General features: G+C 41.1%; 15 protein-coding genes, 1 pseudogene and 1 riboswitch. Of the genes and pseudogenes, 7 read left to right on the top strand and 9 right to left on the bottom strand.

The window, feature by feature from the left end; translation table 11 throughout:
- Positions 1-3: 3 nt before the first annotated feature.
- From QMN06_RS11680 to QMN06_RS11690, 3 genes are all read right to left on the bottom strand, one after another.
- On the bottom strand, positions 4-396 hold the full coding sequence (locus QMN06_RS11680) for a dihydroneopterin aldolase (protein WP_281970288.1): 393 nt from the start codon (positions 394-396) through the stop codon (positions 4-6).
- Complete coding sequence (iscB, locus tag QMN06_RS11685) at positions 393-1,772, bottom strand: RNA-guided endonuclease IscB (protein ID WP_281970289.1); 1,380 nt, start codon at positions 1,770-1,772, stop codon at positions 393-395. The genes QMN06_RS11680 and iscB overlap by 4 nt, the downstream gene beginning before the upstream one ends.
- A 321-nt stretch (positions 1,773-2,093) precedes the next feature.
- Positions 2,094-2,894 (bottom strand): SDR family oxidoreductase, encoded by an 801-nt coding sequence (locus QMN06_RS11690; RefSeq protein WP_281970290.1) that lies wholly within the window; start codon positions 2,892-2,894, stop codon positions 2,094-2,096.
- A gap of 17 nt (positions 2,895-2,911) precedes the next feature.
- Here QMN06_RS11690 and QMN06_RS11695 point away from each other — a divergent pair, with 17 nt between their 5' ends.
- Positions 2,912-4,141 carry an SAM-dependent methyltransferase gene (locus tag QMN06_RS11695; protein ID WP_281970291.1) on the top strand — a complete coding sequence of 410 codons (1,230 nt, stop codon included), beginning with the start codon at positions 2,912-2,914 and terminating at the stop codon, positions 4,139-4,141.
- A gap of 436 nt (positions 4,142-4,577) precedes the next feature.
- On the opposite strand, the pseudogene cca reads toward QMN06_RS11695, so the two are convergent.
- The 3 genes and pseudogenes from cca to QMN06_RS11710 form a co-directional block, all read right to left on the bottom strand.
- A pseudogene (cca, locus tag QMN06_RS11700) lies at positions 4,578-5,213 on the bottom strand (multifunctional CCA tRNA nucleotidyl transferase/2'3'-cyclic phosphodiesterase/2'nucleotidase/phosphatase); the annotation flags it as partial.
- The gene (locus tag QMN06_RS11705) at positions 5,210-6,124 is read right to left on the bottom strand and encodes a complex I NDUFA9 subunit family protein (RefSeq protein WP_281970292.1); all 915 of its coding nucleotides are present in this window, start codon (positions 6,122-6,124) and stop codon (positions 5,210-5,212) included. The gene QMN06_RS11705 and the pseudogene cca, both read right to left, overlap by 4 nt.
- A 16-nt stretch (positions 6,125-6,140) precedes the next feature.
- Positions 6,141-8,081 (bottom strand): lytic transglycosylase domain-containing protein, encoded by a 1,941-nt coding sequence (locus tag QMN06_RS11710; RefSeq protein ID WP_281970293.1) that lies wholly within the window; start codon positions 8,079-8,081, stop codon positions 6,141-6,143.
- Between the two features lie 80 nt (positions 8,082-8,161).
- Between QMN06_RS11710 and QMN06_RS11715 the strand changes: the two genes are divergently transcribed.
- Positions 8,162-8,788, top strand: a complete 627-nt coding sequence (locus tag QMN06_RS11715) for a 5-formyltetrahydrofolate cyclo-ligase (RefSeq protein WP_281970294.1) — start codon at positions 8,162-8,164, stop codon at positions 8,786-8,788.
- 2 nt (positions 8,789-8,790) lie between these two features.
- Entirely contained in the window at positions 8,791-9,330 is a 540-nt protein-coding gene (locus tag QMN06_RS11720; protein WP_281970295.1) for a DUF1439 domain-containing protein, read from the top strand.
- Here the strand turns inward: QMN06_RS11720 and metF are convergent.
- From metF to metK, 3 genes are all read right to left on the bottom strand, one after another.
- Positions 9,327-10,169, bottom strand: coding sequence for a methylenetetrahydrofolate reductase [NAD(P)H] (gene metF / locus QMN06_RS11725; RefSeq protein ID WP_281970296.1), 843 nt, complete (start codon positions 10,167-10,169; stop codon positions 9,327-9,329). The genes QMN06_RS11720 and metF overlap by 4 nt on opposite strands.
- Before the next feature lie 3 nt (positions 10,170-10,172).
- On the bottom strand, positions 10,173-11,606 hold the full coding sequence (gene ahcY / locus QMN06_RS11730; RefSeq protein WP_281970297.1) for an adenosylhomocysteinase: 1,434 nt from the start codon (positions 11,604-11,606) through the stop codon (positions 10,173-10,175).
- A 69-nt stretch (positions 11,607-11,675) separates the two neighbouring features.
- Positions 11,676-11,780, bottom strand: a riboswitch (S-adenosyl-L-homocysteine riboswitch).
- Positions 11,781-11,789: 9 nt separating this feature from the next.
- Positions 11,790-12,956 carry a methionine adenosyltransferase gene (gene metK, locus QMN06_RS11735; RefSeq protein WP_281970298.1) on the bottom strand — a complete coding sequence of 389 codons (1,167 nt, stop codon included), beginning with the start codon at positions 12,954-12,956 and terminating at the stop codon, positions 11,790-11,792.
- Positions 12,957-13,127: 171 nt separating this feature from the next.
- Here metK and QMN06_RS11740 point away from each other — a divergent pair, with 171 nt between their 5' ends.
- The 4 genes from QMN06_RS11740 to QMN06_RS11755 all read left to right on the top strand — a co-directional run bounded on the left by QMN06_RS11740 (position 13,128) and on the right by QMN06_RS11755 (position 16,351).
- Positions 13,128-13,976, top strand: a complete 849-nt coding sequence (locus QMN06_RS11740) for a lysophospholipid acyltransferase family protein (RefSeq protein WP_281970299.1) — start codon at positions 13,128-13,130, stop codon at positions 13,974-13,976.
- Between the two features lie 5 nt (positions 13,977-13,981).
- Positions 13,982-14,872 (top strand): lipid A biosynthesis acyltransferase, encoded by an 891-nt coding sequence (locus QMN06_RS11745; RefSeq protein WP_281970300.1) that lies wholly within the window; start codon positions 13,982-13,984, stop codon positions 14,870-14,872.
- Positions 14,869-15,735, top strand: a complete 867-nt coding sequence (dapF, locus tag QMN06_RS11750) for a diaminopimelate epimerase (protein WP_281970301.1) — start codon at positions 14,869-14,871, stop codon at positions 15,733-15,735. Before QMN06_RS11745 ends, dapF begins: the two co-directional genes overlap by 4 nt.
- A gap of 124 nt (positions 15,736-15,859) precedes the next feature.
- The gene (locus tag QMN06_RS11755; protein ID WP_281970302.1) at positions 15,860-16,351 is read left to right on the top strand and encodes an arsenate reductase ArsC; all 492 of its coding nucleotides are present in this window, start codon (positions 15,860-15,862) and stop codon (positions 16,349-16,351) included.
- The last annotated feature ends 27 nt before the right edge of the window (positions 16,352-16,378 follow it).

Here is a 16,378-nt window from a genome sequence, read left to right on the forward strand (position 1 = left end):
TAATTATTTGATTATAAAAACTTCTACCCCAACCCCATCGCAATCTGGATAGACGTCAGGCTTCTCAGTCGACACCCGAGCAGCAATTACCAAAGGATGGGCAAGCATTTTTTTGATAATTTCATCACATAAAGTTTCTTGTAACTGAATATGTCCATGACTCACAATCTCTTTGATGGTTTCTCTCATGAAATCATAATCCACTACTTCATGGAGCTCATCATCTTGAGGGGTATTGTGAAGTAAGGGAACATATAAATCAATATTGACGATGACATGCTGCTCAGCTTTTTTTTCAAAATCATGTACGCCAATATTGATTAATATGTCGTAATTACGTAAATATAGGCGCCGACAGTTCTGTAAGTCTGGAATGCTTGAGGCTAAGTTCATCATAATGCGCGAGAAACCTCGGCATTCATGCCGGGGAGGGATAGCGCGGATTGCAAAGCAATCCCCTTGACTCGACTTTGTTTGCTATCTTGGTTAAACAAATATCCATAGCCATCTGCACGTTGAATTACCTTGCAGTATTTATGCGATACACCTTGAATGACACCAGCGTTGGTGCTGATGTTAAAGCTACCTGATTCCCGAATGGCGACCTTGCCAAAATAAGAGCCGATCTTCTTACCTTTAGTGACTTCGGCTCGGACGATATCTCCCGTTGCAAAACCATGTACTTGCTTTTGACGCAGGCAATAGCCGCGCGGGAAACCATAAGAATCTAATTTGGTTCTTGCGTAGGTTCCACGACCAGAGCTTTTGATGGAGAGCGTAGGCTTTTGCCAATCGGAAATGAACTCAACATGACCAGTACAAGCAGCGTCCAGGGCATGGGTTTTGGGTATCTTGTTTTGTAAACGATTAAATTTTGTTTGACCACCGGTGCCTGTTTTCACAACAATACCCATCGTCTTTAGTTCGTTAAACAGCCTCCAGCGCGTGGAGTTCACTGCCGCCGCGTCTTTGAGAGGTGCTTTTGCTTGCGCCAGAATTTTCGCCAAGCATGTTGGATCGCTTGCTAAAAACTCCCGTATGTCTCGATTATCTTTCTTCTCGTTGCAAGGTCTGCAAGCAAGTGTGAGATTGGAGATACGATTTGAGCCCCCCTTAGATTTTGGGTGAATATGCTCAACCTCAAAAGGCACATTCTGAGCATCGCAATAAACACAAGCACGATGCCACTTGTTGAGGAGATACTCACGCACCTCGTAGCCGAGCAGTGTGCCTTGCTGATATTCGACACCAGATATCTCTGGATTTTCGAGCTTTTGTGTATCGAAGCGGACTAACTCTTGCGTGATAAGAGGCACTGGAGACCAGCGCACGATCCGATCAACCCATGCAGCTGTGGTATTGACGCGGTGCATCAGCGATGGCGCTAACCAGCCTCTTTGCTTGTTGCAACGATTTAAAAAGCGAGCCTGCCGATATCTCGTATGACGATTTCTACGAGTTCTTCGCAGCGCTCGTCTTTGTTCTAACTTCTTGCTAATGAAAGCACCACGATGTATGAGTTCGAACAGATTTAAAACTGCTTCAGTCGAACCATCTACGCGGTTTAATGCCACACCAGTTGTTTTACTGCCTGGATCGAGCTTGAGATTTAACTCTTGGAACTCACAATCCTCTGCAAAGCGGTCCACGAGTCGGATAACCATCGGATACAGGCGATGAACACGTGCACGACCTCGTTCGAGCAAGATTCTTGCTCGGCGCTCCGTGCATGGCATTAAAGGCTTGCCGCGTTTATCTAAAACAAAGACCAACTAAAACTCCTTTTAATAAAAAAATACTGCTACTGCTATTACTGCACTGTTACTACGTATCCCTTACGGGATCTTGTTACGACGCCTAACGGCGTTCTCCCTTCGACAATGTTAGCAGTCAGCTCGTAGCGATGTTTTGCTACCGAAGTAATCGTTGGCAGTTTTACCTTGCTGCTTCTTCGACTACTTCTTGCAGAGCTTGGAACTAAGGAAGCATTCCAAGGTGCGTCTTGACGACTTACTGCTAACGTAGTAGCGGTGTTCTGCTACTGAGTCTGGTCAACCTGGCTCTTAAGGCTTTTTACCTTCAAGCCCCTTCCTTTAGGGAGGGGTAGTTGACATATCCTTATTGGCTTGAGTGAGAAACATGACGTCTCGAGGTGATGATTGTAAATGTTGCCCACCATCCACATATAAAACACTACCTGTCATGGCTTGTGCTTGCGTAATGTATAAAATTGCTTGAGCTATATCTTTAGGGGTCGATGATTGTCCTAACAAGACAGCTTGATGTGCTTCTTCAAATCCTTCCTGGCTTTGATCTCCTGAAGTAAGAGAAATACCAGGCGCTACGCCCATCACTCTTAATTGGGGTGCAAAAAACATCGCCTGCATAGTGACTGCTGTATTCAAAGCACTTTTAGATAAGGTATAAGAAAAGAAATCGGGATTTAAGTTGTCTAACTTTTGATCAAGTAAATGAACCACGACCCCTTTTTTAAGGGGGGAGTCTTTTAAGAATTGCGCAAATATTTTGGTTAACAATACTGGGGCGGCTAAATTGACCGCCATATGCTGTGTCAAGTTCTGATGTTGAAAACTGCTAGGATCATCATATTCAAAAATAGAGGCGTTATTGACAATACAGTCTGGCAAACCCAGTTTTTCTATACAGGTCGGTAAAAGTTGCTCTACTTCAGATTCATGGGCAAGATCTGCTCCAAGACAAATGGCCTGTTGCCCCATGGTTATGACTAATTTGGCCGTTTCATCAGCTTCTTGCTTAGATTTGCCATAATGAATAGCAATATCCCACCCCGCCTTGGCCATTTCTAGGGCGATAATATGACCAATGCGTTTTGCGGCACCAGTGATTAATACAATTTTACGAGTTTCATTCATGAGGATTACTTAGCAGCATGGAAATATTAACGAATAGCGAAGCTTTACAGCATTGCAATCTATTATCCAACCTTATTGATGAAGACATCAAAAAAAATGGTGGTTGGCTGTCATTTTCGCAATTTATGGATCATGCACTATATGCACCGCAACTTGGCTACTATACCTCGGGAAGTTTTAAATTTGGTGCAAAAGGAGACTTTATTACCGCCCCAGAAATAAGCCCCTTATTTGGCGCGACCATAGCCAACACGATTGCACCGGTATTGGAATACTTTTCTATGCAAAAAGAAGTGAAGGCGATTTTAGAGTTTGGGGCTGGCTCTGGAAAACTCTGTCAGGATATCCTAGAGCATCTTTTAGAAATAGATCAATTGCCTGATCAATACTTCATCCTAGAAGTCTCACCTGATTTAATTGATCGTCAACAAAGTCGTCTGAGGAGTTTCCTTCAAGAGCGAAAAATCACTACGAAGATTGAATGGTTAACAGAGATGCCAAAGGATTTTAAGGGTATCGTTCTAGCGAATGAGGTGCTAGACGCAATACCTTTTGATCTCATCATTCGAAGGGGTGACAAATGGCATTTTCAAGGGGTCACTATCAGTCCAACTCCTAGTTCACCCTCATTTTCAGATCACTGGCTTTGGCATATTGGCGAAGAGGTTTCTGCAGATTTACTTCCTGACTATCTCAAAGATTCTAGTCAGTTATATCCTGAGAATTACCTTACAGAAATCCATCCACGTTCCCATGCTTGGACGGATATGATTGCTCATCATGTGTCTCAAGGGCTCATCATTGCTCTTGACTATGGTTTTCCTGAGCATGAGTACTATCATCCCCAAAGAACTCAAGGCACACATATCGCCCACCATCGTCATCAATCGATACCGGATATGTTTTATTTGCCAGGTCTTTGCGATATCACTTCACATGTGGAATGGTCTTCTCTGAATCGTGTCGCTGCTCGTGCTGGATGTAGTCTTACTCATTATCAAAGTCAGGGAGCTTATCTTCTGCACGCAGGTATTGGAGACTTGTTCATGAGCAAAGTTAGTCCGTCAGATTCAGTAAGGTATACATCTGAGGGGCATGCTTTTCAAAAACTCATTTCTGAAGCAGAAATGGGTGAACTTTTTAAAATCATTGCTTGGTGTAAAAATTTACCCGCAAGTATTGAGTTTGAGAATCTATGCGCAAATTTACCAGGCTTTACCAACAGGCAGCGATCGCTTGTAGTCTAGAACCTGCAACCACAGTCTGAATTACTGAGCCGTCATTCGTTTGTAGATTTTTTGCAATCAGGCCTGCATCGACTGACAAAGCTGCTTTAAGAGCTATTTGCCACTTTTCTATTTTCAAGCCTAATTGGCTCATTGCATTCAATATTTTATTCAGGCGATCTGGCTTACGCCATGCATCAACGCTATTAAACAACTGAAGAACTTCTTCAGCACGACATGTTGGCTTTTGCAGAATTTGATAAAAATGATGAAACGCTAGCGAAAAATTTCTTAACTCGGTTGGGATTTTCCAGTGTGTGATCCACTGTTCTAACTCATGCATCTCTACCTGAGACAGAAAATAAGCGAGCTGTATTTGTAAATCAGCGGTGTGTTGTATTCCCAGATTCACATACTCTTTTGTCAGATGTATTTTCTGTGCATCCTCTAAACCATTAGGTAAAACATCTTTACTTGCCCCAGTCTGAATAAGGACGTCAAGCATTCTAGAAGGCTTTGTTTCTATCAACCCACGGCTCAATTCTTGCCACACTCTCTCAGGCACTAAATATTTGAGTTCGCCATCTTTTACCATTTGCTGAACCAAACTCAATGTATTCGGATCAATATCGAATTCAACCAATCTGGCCATAAACCGCGCTAAACGAAGGATGCGCAGTGGATCTTCATTGAAGGCTTTACTCACGTGCCGAATCACGCGCTGTTCAAGATCTTTCTGACCACCACATGGATCAATTAATGGTCCAATCATCTCTCCTTCAAGATTGATCTCTTGGGCCATTGCATTGATCGTAAAGTCTCTCCTCAACAAATCTTGCTCGAGAGTGACTTCTGCCGAAGCATAAAAAGTAAAGCCCTTATACCCCTGTCCAGTTTTACGCTCAGTTCTCGCTAAAGCATATTCTTCTTTTGTCTTTGGATGTAAAAAAACAGGAAAATCTTGGCCAATTGGGATAAAGCCTTTGGCTTGCATTTCTACTGGGGTAGAGCCCACCACCACATAATCTTTATCTTTGGGAGTTACGCCGAGTAATTGGTCTCGAAGAAAACCACCAACAATATAAATTCTCACTTCATTAAACTCTCAAGTGGTGTTGGAGTAATACCAAAAACATCCATCAAGGCATTGGGTTGATTTGGTGGTAATACACTTGGTACTTTCATGGAGTCCACGTTATCGCGAGACATAATCTTAGGACCTGGTAGATTTTCAAGAACAAGTGCTTGAATGTAACCCATCCAAGCAGGCAAGGGAATAATAGGGCGTTTGAAACCTTCTCTTTTGGCCGCAAATTGAATAATTTGTGCCAAAGTAAATACCTCTGGTCCAGCCAAATCATATGACTGATGAATGGTCTGTGGCATTGAAATCGATGATATAAATGCTTCCGAAACATCTTTTACTGCGACTGGTTGAAAAAGATTCTTTGAACCAGCAAGCGGCATCACTGGAAAATATTTTTGTAATTTACCAAACATATTGATGAAATTATCGTTATTTCCAAAAATAACTGAAGGTCTAAAAATAGTCCAATCAAGATCTGATTTTTTAACAAGCTCTTCTGCAACACCTTTACTTCTTAAGTACATCGATGGGCCGTTCACATCCGCACCTAAGGCGCTCATATGAATATATCTTTTTAATCCATGTTGTTTCATTGCAGCCATAATCATCTGCGGAATTTCTACATGAGCGTGAGCAAACTCTGGGCCATAAGGGGTTCCTTTACTTGAATGTAAGATACCAATTAAATTAATGACCACATCTGCTGGAGTTAAAGTTTTAAAAAACTCATTCAGTGCAGCTGGAGTAAATTCAGGTAAGTGAATGGCCTTAACAAATAAATTTTTATTTTCAATTTCAGCAATTTGGTTTTTATTGCGCGTTGGAATAATTGATGAATGCTCGCTAAAAGTGAGCCTTTTGGACATATTATTACCAACAAAACCAGAACCGCCAATTAGAACTACACGTTCTTTCATTGATACTCTCCAAAAATTATGGCAAGTTGCTATTGATGACTTGGCTTGGATTAACAGTCCCGAGTTTCGCTTTAAGTGACTGGGGCTTGCCAGTACTTAATATCTCATAATATACAGCATTTGAAAGAACATTTTTGACGTAGGTTCTCGTTTCTGTAAAAGGGATTGTTTCTGCAAAAATCTCCATGCTGACAGGCTTAGTAAGGGTTTGACGCCATTGCTTAGGTCTTCCTGGTCCAGCATTATATGCAGCAGAAGCTAATCCCCAAGAGCCATCAAGATCATTTAAAACCATATTAAGATAATTACTTCCAAGTACTAGATTGGTTTGTAATTCGGATAACTTATCGGGCGTGTAATCACTCATACCTATTTTTTTAGCCACAAACTGTCCTGTGGCTGGCATAACCTGCATCAGTCCTGACGCCCCAACATGTGAGCGCGCAGCCGTAACAAATCTAGACTCTTGTCGGATTAAGCCATAGACCCAGTTGACATCCAACTGGATTTGCTTGGTAATGGGATTTAATTTATCAATATAGGGCGTAGGATATCTTAATGAAAAATTATGCTCTTGCTTTGTTCTATCCGACGTATTGACGGTACGATCGAGCATATTAATTTTTTTGCCATATTCAGCGCTAGCAAGTAATTCTTTGTCAGACATACCGCGCAATTCCCAATTCCACTCACGATTACCCTCAGTGCGAAGGTTCATGTCATATAACTTAGCGGCTTTGTTAAATGCAGGAATACTTTTACTAATCGACTTCATATCTGCATCTGTAATAACTGTTTTTGGTGGAACTTGTATAGGCCTCCCAAGCTCCTCTAATGAAAGCTGTCCATAAAAATTAAATTGGTTTGCTAGTTTTTCAAATTGCTCATTGGCACGCTCATCACCTAATTCTTTTAAGGCTTTTCCATACCAGTACGTCCAGGCTGGATCACGAGCGCGAACAGCCTCGGGCATAGTCTCAACTGACTCTTTAACCAAACGCCAATCTTTTTCTCGAAGTGCTGCGCGAATTTTCCATTCACTTGATTCTGGCGAAAGTAATTCGCTATTTCCTAATGCATGTTGTTTACGATAAGCATCAATTGCTGTTGGGTCTAGTTTTTTTGCTAAAAATTGACCAATGACGCCCCACGCCATACCTTTATATTCGGTATTATTTTTCCAATCATTTTCGTCAAATGTCTTCATTGCCAAGTTGGGATTTGTGCGCGCTTTTTTGACAATTCCAGCAATGGGATCATCCACTCCCATTCTTTGTCCCAAGCTATCAAAATTCATCTCTGTGGCACTTCGGCTAATACCCTGTGACTCTTGTTTTGATAAACCACCACGCGCATAGAGTTGCGAGACCAATTCTGGACAAGCATCACCAAAATATCTAGGGTCTAATAAAGTTGCCTTCGCTTGAGCTCCGACATTTTTGGGTGGCTCGCCTTTTGCAAGCTTAGACATCATGGCATAACACTTGACTTGAGTATCATCATCTAAAGCAAATTGCGGATACTCAATGTCAAAATTTGCCCAATCTTTTCTTTTGCCAAGTACGAGCAACCAATCATTGCGCATCCGATCCGCAAGACCACTTCCTTTATATTTTTTAAGGAAATTATTTACTTCAGAATCTGCATCTGTCGCAGCATTAGATTTTGCGGCACTATCGTACAAACGTGGTTTGATCTTGAAATACTCTACATAATCAGGAATTTCATAATCAGACAGTTGATTAGCCAATTGAGATGCTTTTAAAAGGTCATTTTTTCTGGCAGCCTCTCTTAACTCGATAAACTTTTTATCTTGCTCTGAAAGGCCCTCAACTTTCTTAGTCGATTGAGATGCCTGATTACTACTCGAGGACTTAAAAGTATTCTTCGTTGCGGCACAAAGACTTATACTAAAGAGTAGAGAGATGATGAGCGTGGATATTCTAAGAAGGTTCATTTTTAATTTATTAACTAACTTTGCAAAAGATTTCGTATGATGTATTCATCATACAAAAACATTGAGAAATTTTACTATTCATGAAAAACCCTTCGATAGAATTGATTCGAAAAGACTTCATTAATACAAGGCTTGATTTGCAAAAGGATCAGCCCAATTATCTCTTATCTAATGATTCTTTGAAGAAAAACGTCTTATTTGTATTGCAAGAGTTTGAAAAAGTCACGACCAAACCATTATTTCATATCGGATTTTATTGGCCAATCCGCGGTGAGCCCTCGATTACCGAAACTTTAATTGAGTGGAAAAGTCAAAATCCTTTAAGAAAATTAGCATTACCAATTTGTAAAAAGGATCAGGTACTTACATTTCATGAATGGACCCCTACTTCTGCCATGACGAAAGGTTTTGGAAATATTGCTGAACCCGATGGGACGGCTATTTTAGAAGTAGATTTAATCTTTATACCCTGTATTGGCTGGCAAAAGAGTGCAGAAAAAGTTTGGCGGCTTGGTTATGGTGGTGGCTTTTATGATCGATCAATTCAATCATGGGAAAAGAGCGGTCGTCGCCCCATTTGCGTAGGTATTGGTTTTGACTTTTCAGAATTATCTTCTTCCGATTGGACTCCTCAGGTTCATGATTATCCTTTGGATGGGATCCTAACTGAATCTAATTACTTCCTGACGCCCTTCGCAGCTTCATAAAAATGGATTCGTTAAAACGACAATTACTCATCAAGTCAGCTGGAATTATTGGCACCGTTTTACTTATAAGGTCAGGGATTACTTATGCTCAATCTACTTACTATATACCTGGGCGGTTGATCAATCTATACCTTATACATCAATCGCCTTTTACAAAGAATTTTTTATTTTTCAGTATTCAATGCTCAAATCCTATTTTAGAGTTTGTCAAAAAAGGTCAGCGCCTATTTTTAACTTGCGATATTGAAATCTCAGCGCCGAATCAAAAGCCAGTTAAGGGGGAGTTAGCTCTTGACTCTTCTTTTCAATATGATCCTAAAACCTATAAGATCGCTTTGTTAGATCCTAAATTATCTTCTATCCATCTGGATGTTTTAAATGAGAAGGATAATCTTCTTTTAAAACAATTAAGTCCTTTTTTAGGCCCAATTTTTAATCAACAAGTAGTGTATGAACTTTCTAGTTCTGATCTCAACATGTTAAAAAAATCCCCATCCTCAATACTCATTGAGGATGGGGGCTTACGTTTTAACTTTGATTAATCTTCTAAATTATGCAGAATAGAAATCGTCGGTTCAGCCATGTTTAAGGTATAGAAATGGAGGCCTGGAGCACCACCAGCAATCAGCTGATGACACAAGTCGGTTACCACTTCTAAACCATAGGCTTTAATTGATTGTGTGTCGTCACCAAAACTTTCGAGGCGCTTGCGTAACCAACGTGGTATCTCAGCTCCACAAGCATCAGAGAAACGAATCAACTGAGTACTACTTACGATTGGCATAATCCCTGGAATAATAGGTATATTGACATCATGGCTAGCAACATCCTCTAAAAACTGAAAATAGGCATCAGAATTAAAAAAGTACTGTGTTATTGCTGAGTTTGCTCCTGCTTGAACTTTTTGGACAAACTTTTCAATATCATCTACCGCTGATGTTGCCTGCGGATGAAACTCTGGATAAGCTGCAACTTCAATATGAAACCAGTCACCTGTGGCTTCTCGAATAAAAGCCACGAGCTCATTGGCGTGATTAAACTCACCATAATTTCCCATTCCAGAGGGTAAATCACCGCGAAGCGCCACGATGCGTTTAATGCCGATGGCCTGGTACTGTTCTAACAGTTCTGATACTTTGGCTTTTGTACTTCCAACACAAGATAAATGCGGGGCTGCAGAAATGCCGCCTTCATGAATCTCTCGCACGGTATTCATCGTGCCATCTTGTGTAGAACCACCAGCACCAAAAGTTACTGAAAAAAAGCTTGGGGCTAGTTCCTGGATCAGTCGGCCTCTCACAGCACGAAGCTTTTCCGCCCCCTCTTCCGTCTTAGGGGGGAAAAATTCTGCGCTGAGTTCAATATTATCGAGTAGGCTCATTGTTTAATAACGATAATGATTTGGTTTAAATGGCCCAGATTTATCCACGCCGATGTAATTAGCTTGTTGGTCTGTAAGAACTGTTAATTCTGCATTTAGGTTCTTTAACTGCAATATCGCCACTTTTTCATCCAAATGCTTAGGCAATGTATACACACCAATTGGGTACTCATTGGTATGAGCTTTTGTCCAAAGTTCGATTTGTGCAATCGTTTGATTTGCAAATGATGAGCTCATCACGAATGATGGATGACCTGTTCCACAACCTAAATTGACTAAGCGACCTTTTGCTAACAGAATAATTCTTTTTTCTGGCTGGCCATTTTGCGCTGGGAAAATAATGTGATCAACTTGTGGCTTGATTTCATCCCATTGATATTTTTCAACGCTTGCAACATCAATTTCGTTATCGAAATGGCCAATATTACATACGATTGCTTGGTTTTTCATCTTGAGCATGATGTCATGGGTAATCACATGATAGTTTCCAGTAGCGGTCACAAAAATATCAGCTTTATCAGCAGCATATTCCATCGTTACAACACGGTAACCTTCCATTGCCGCTTGTAATGCACAAATTGGATCAACTTCAGTTACCCAAACTTGAGCAGATAATGCTCTTAATGCTTGAGCAGAACCTTTACCAACATCACCATAACCAGCAACGACTGCTACCTTACCGGCTATCATTACATCAGTTGCGCGCTTAATCGCATCGACTAAAGATTCGCGGCAACCATATAAGTTATCAAATTTGCTTTTTGTTACAGAGTCATTGACGTTAATTGCTGGGAACTTCAGTTCGCCTTTGGCAAACATTTGATATAAACGGTGCACGCCAGTTGTAGTTTCTTCTGTTACACCTTTAACTTCAGCTAAACGAACTGAATACCAAGTCGAATCAATTGCAAGTTTTGCTTTGATGGATGCATAAAGAATCGTTTCTTCTTCGCTCGTTGGGTTATTTAAAACAGTGATGTCTTTTTCTGCTCTAGCGCCAAGATGCAATAACAAAGTTGCATCACCACCATCATCTAAAATCATATTGGAATATGAACCATCGGCCCATTCAAAGATACGGTGTGTGAAATCCCAATATTGCTCTAATGTTTCACCTTTAATTGCAAATACTGGTGTTCCATTAGCGGCGATTGCTGCTGCTGCATGATCTTGAGTTGAGTAAATATTGCAAGATGCCCAACGCACTTTAGCACCTAAAGCTTCAAGTGTTTCAATTAACACGGCAGTTTGAATCGTCATGTGTAATGAACCAGTGATACGAGCACCTTTCAAAGGTTGTGCTTTTTCATACTCTTGACGGATTGCCATGAGTCCTGGCATTTCTGTTTCAGCAATGGCGATTTCTTTGCGACCAAAATCAGCTAAAGTGATATCGGCAATGACATAGTCGTTTTTAATATTTGATACGGAATTCATGCAGCTCTCCAAAAATTACAGAAATCTTGGGGATGCTGGATTCAAAGCCCACCAACCAAGAGTTCAAAAGGTTAGTGAGCGCCGTTGCCTAGACTCTAGATAGAGTCCCTTCAAGCCTGGGGAAACTTAGATTAGAAAATAACCTAAGTTAACCTCGCAACGCTCCTTGAAGAATTAAGACTATTATAAACCTGCGGCAGATTTCAGTGCGATGACACGATCCCTTGCTTCCCAAGTAAACTCAGGCTCTTCACGACCAAAGTGACCATATGCAGCTGTTTTACGGTATATAGGACGTAAAAGATCAAGCATTTTCACGATACCTTTAGGCCTTAAATCAAAGTGTTCACTTACTAACATTGAAATTTCCTCATCAGAGATTTTTCCAGTTCCATAGGTGCTTACCATGACTGATGTTGGTTTAGCTACACCAATTGCATAAGAAACCTGAACTAAACACTTAGACGCGAGTCCTGCAGCAACCACATTTTTTGCAACATAACGTGCTGCATAGGCAGCAGATCTGTCTACTTTAGATGGATCTTTGCCTGAGAAAGCGCCGCCACCGTGCGGGGCTGCGCCACCATATGTATCAACAATGATCTTGCGACCAGTCAATCCACAATCACCTTGCGGACCACCAATGACAAATCGACCTGTAGGATTAACCAAATACTTGATCTCACCTTTAATGAGCTCTTTCGGCAATACAGGTTTGATGATTTCCTCAATCACTGCTTCGCGTAATTTATCGAGCCCCATTTCTGGGGAGTGTTGTGTCGACAAAACAACCGTATCGATCGAGTCAGGACGACCATTCACATAGCGTAAAGTAACTTGTGATTTCGCATCAGGGCGTAACCAGTCTAGGCGACCATCACGGCGAAGCTGAGATTGACGCTCAACCAATCGATGAGAAAGATAAATCGGCATTGGCATGAGTTCTGGTGTTTCATCCACCGCATAACCAAACATCAAACCTTGGTCACCAGCACCTTGATCTAAAGGGTCATCTTCAGCATTATTGACGCCCTGAGCAATGTCTGGGCTTTGTTTGTCATAAGCGACTAACACCGCACAACCACGATGATCAATACCAAAATCAGTATTGTCATAGCCGATTTCGCGAAGAGTCTCTCGAGCTACTTTGATGTAGTCCACATTAGCTGTAGTGGTGATCTCACCTGCGAGTACAACTAAACCGGTATTACATAAAGTTTCTGCTGCAACTCTTGCTGTTGGATCTTGAGCAAGAATTGCGTCAAGAATAGAGTCTGAGATTTGATCTGCAACTTTATCTGGGTGTCCCTCAGATACAGATTCAGATGTGAAAAAATAATCATTTGCCATATAGGTTCCTTAATTAAAAATTCGACAACACGTGCCGAACTACCTATACGGCGACGCTTTAGCAGAATTTATAGTCGCCCTGCAAGTTGTCTTAACTCGGCGATGTAATGAAGTATAACGATTCTTTTGATTTTTTTCAAACTTCATGGTTTTTTGCATATCATAGAGGGAATGCATTGGTTAATTCATCTTATCGGTCGCCTTCCTCTAAAGTATCTACAGTCTGTAGGTGCTTTTCTGGGTCTTTTAACCTATTGGTTCTCACCAAAAGATAAGGCCTTGATCCTTGAAAACTTGTCTTATGCCCAAGCGCTTTACAGCTTTAACGCCAGCCCTAAAGAAGTTGCTAAATCCGCCGGAAAAATGTTAACGGACAGCCTTTGGATTTGGCAACATCCCAAAGAAGCCTTGAAAAAAACAGAATTAATTCACTGGGATGTTGTCGAACAAGCGATGGAAGAGGGTAAGGGGCTTTTGATGCTTACCCCTCATTTAGGTGCTTTTGAAATGATTCCTCGGGTGCTTGCGGAACATTTTCCGGCAACCATTATTTATAAACCCGCTAAACAAGCTTGGTTAAACGATCTGATTGAGGAAGGTAGAGCACATCCTCGCATGAACTTTGTGCCAGCAAATATGCAAGGGGTTCGGCAAATTGCTCGAGCTCTTGTCAGGGGCGAAGCAGTCGGAATTTTGCCAGATCAAGTTCCGGGAAATGGCGAAGGCGTGTGGGCACCATTTTTTGGCAAACCTGCCTATACGGCAGTATTACCGGCAAAGATTGCACTGAAAAACAATATTCCTACTATTGTTTTTTCTGCAATCCGCAAACCTGATGGGGATGGATGGTCGATGATTGCCCAAAGGATATCTGAACCATTTTCAAGTGATTCAGTAACGGCTGCCACACAACTCAATCACTTTCTTGAGCAAGTGATTATTCAAAACCCAGAACAATATCTTTGGATGTATAAAAGATATAAGCACCCAGCAGGTGCGCCACCACCTCCTCCAGAATGAAAGTCGTGACGCATATCTTTAATTATTTAGGCTTAGGTTTTTTATATTTCCTAAACGCCTTACCTATTACAGCGAACCATGCCATTGGTGATGCTTTAGGTTGGATTGCCTATCACTTGCCGATTGAGCGCAAAAAAGTAGTGGATATTAACTTAAAGCTTTGCTTCCCTAATTTATCTGAACAAGAATTAAATAAATTAGCTCTCAAGCATTGGCGATTATTTGGTCGATCAATCACTGAGCGCGGATACTTATGGTTAGGTTCAGAGGCCAAAATAGAAAAACTGGTGCAAGTCACATCTGACATTGATATGGCGGATGGTAAATCCCGTCTATTTTTTAGTATGCATCTGTTAGGTATCGAAGCCGGATTAATCGGGATTTCTCTTTATTTAAATAAGCGTGGGTTGCAAAGCCCCATCACGCTTTACATCAAAATGAAAAATGATTTTTTCAATCAAAAAATTAAGTTTTGGCGTGAGCGTTTTGGTGGAAGAATGATTCTTCGGCAACAAAATGCCAGGGAAATGATTCGTGCGATTCGGTCTAATCAAGCAGTTGCGATTTCTCCAGATATGGATCTTGGTAAACAAGACTCTGTATTTGTGCCATTCTTCGGTGTGCCAACCTGCACTGTGACCTCCATATCTCGAATGGCAAAAATTGTTCAAACTGAAGTATGTCCTGTCATTACGACGTTAAATCCTGACGGAAAATCCTACACGGTACATATCGGTAGGCCATTAGAAAACTTCCCAACAGATGATGAGGTGGCAGACACGCTGCGATTAAATCAATTCTTTGAGGCACAAATCATTCCTAGGCCAGAAGAGTATTATTGGGTTCATAAACGCTTTAAAAATCGGCCTGAGGGTCAAGCTAGGTTTTATTCATGAAACTTCACTTTACAAAGATGCATGGTGCAGGAAATGACTTTATTGTCATTGATGCAATTGCGCAAGACATTAGTCAATTGACTAAAGACGATTGGATTTTTCTAGCCAATCGTCAATTGGGTATTGGCGCTGATCAAATTTTACTTGTCGAATCTCCAACAACTACCGATGCAGATTTTCGTTATCGTATTATCAATCACGATGGATCTGAAGTAGAGCAGTGCGGAAATGGTTCAAGGTGTTTTGTAAGGTTTGTTCGTGAAAAAGGTCTAAGCTCCAAAAAAGAAATCAAGGTCGAAGTTGCACACACTACGATCACTCTGACTGAGCAGGAAGATCAGCGCGTTCGAGTCAATATGGGCGCTCCGATTTTTGAGCATAACTTGATTCCTTTTATTCCAGGTAATTTTGATACTCGAGTGATTGGCCCCATTAGTGAATTTTTATTACCACTAACGCAATCAAACGTTTGGATTGCTCCACTTTCAATGGGGAATCCTCACGCAGTCCAATTGGTAGAATCAGTTCAAACTGCTTTAGTCAGCCAAATTGGTCCAGAAATTGAGAGCCATCCAAGCTTCCCTAAACGAGTCAATGTTGGGTTTGTTGAAGTAGTGAATCGTGGTCATATCAACATCAGAGTCTTCGAGCGAGGCTCTGGTGAAACTCTTTCCTGTGGCACTGGCGCTTGTGCTGCAGCAGTAACTGTCATCTTAAAAAATCTCGTTGACTCACCAGTCTCTGTTCAAACCCGTGGTGGATTGTTAGAGATTGATTGGCAATATGCACAACTTGGTCTTCAGGCAAACGTTATCATGACCGGTCCAGCGACAACTGTTTTTGATGGCATTATTGAGATTTAATCTGCTGATTTAATTGATTTTTTAATTTTTATATTGCTTTTAACGAATTATTCACACTGATAGACTAAATTAACTTATCAATTCTTCATATTTGTTGAATTGTTTTCATTCAATAAGGTTTTTTATGTCTAAATACAATATTCTATTTATTTGTACCCATAATTCAGCGCGTTCTATTATTGGTGAGGCAGTTGCTTCGACTCATCTCAGTGGAAAATTTGTTGGCTACTCGGCTGGCTTACACCCGCAAGATTCTGTTAGTCCATTCGCCTTAGAAATTGCTGATGAACTTCAATATTCAAGTGCTAATCTTCGTAGCAAAAGCTGGGAAGAGTTTAATGCTCCAGATGCTCCGACCATGAATTTTATTATTTCTTTGTATGACCCTTCCAATGGCGAAGCGATTCCTCATCTTCCTGGCAATCCTGCAAGCGCTTATTGGATATTCCCAGACCCATCCAATCTTTCGGGTAGTGATGATGTCAAACGTCGTGCAATGCGTGCTGTCATGGTTGGTTTAAAAAAGCGTGTGGAGATTTTAGCTTCATTACCTTTTGAGCAACTCGATGCGATTGCTATTCAGAAGAAACTTGCTGAGATTAATCAAACGGCTTGATTTAGATTGATTCCCATTGAAAGGCGC

The sequence above is a fragment of the Polynucleobacter sp. SHI8 genome (genome assembly GCF_027944005.1).
In the GTDB taxonomy this organism is placed as follows: Bacteria; Pseudomonadota; Gammaproteobacteria; order Burkholderiales; family Burkholderiaceae; genus Polynucleobacter.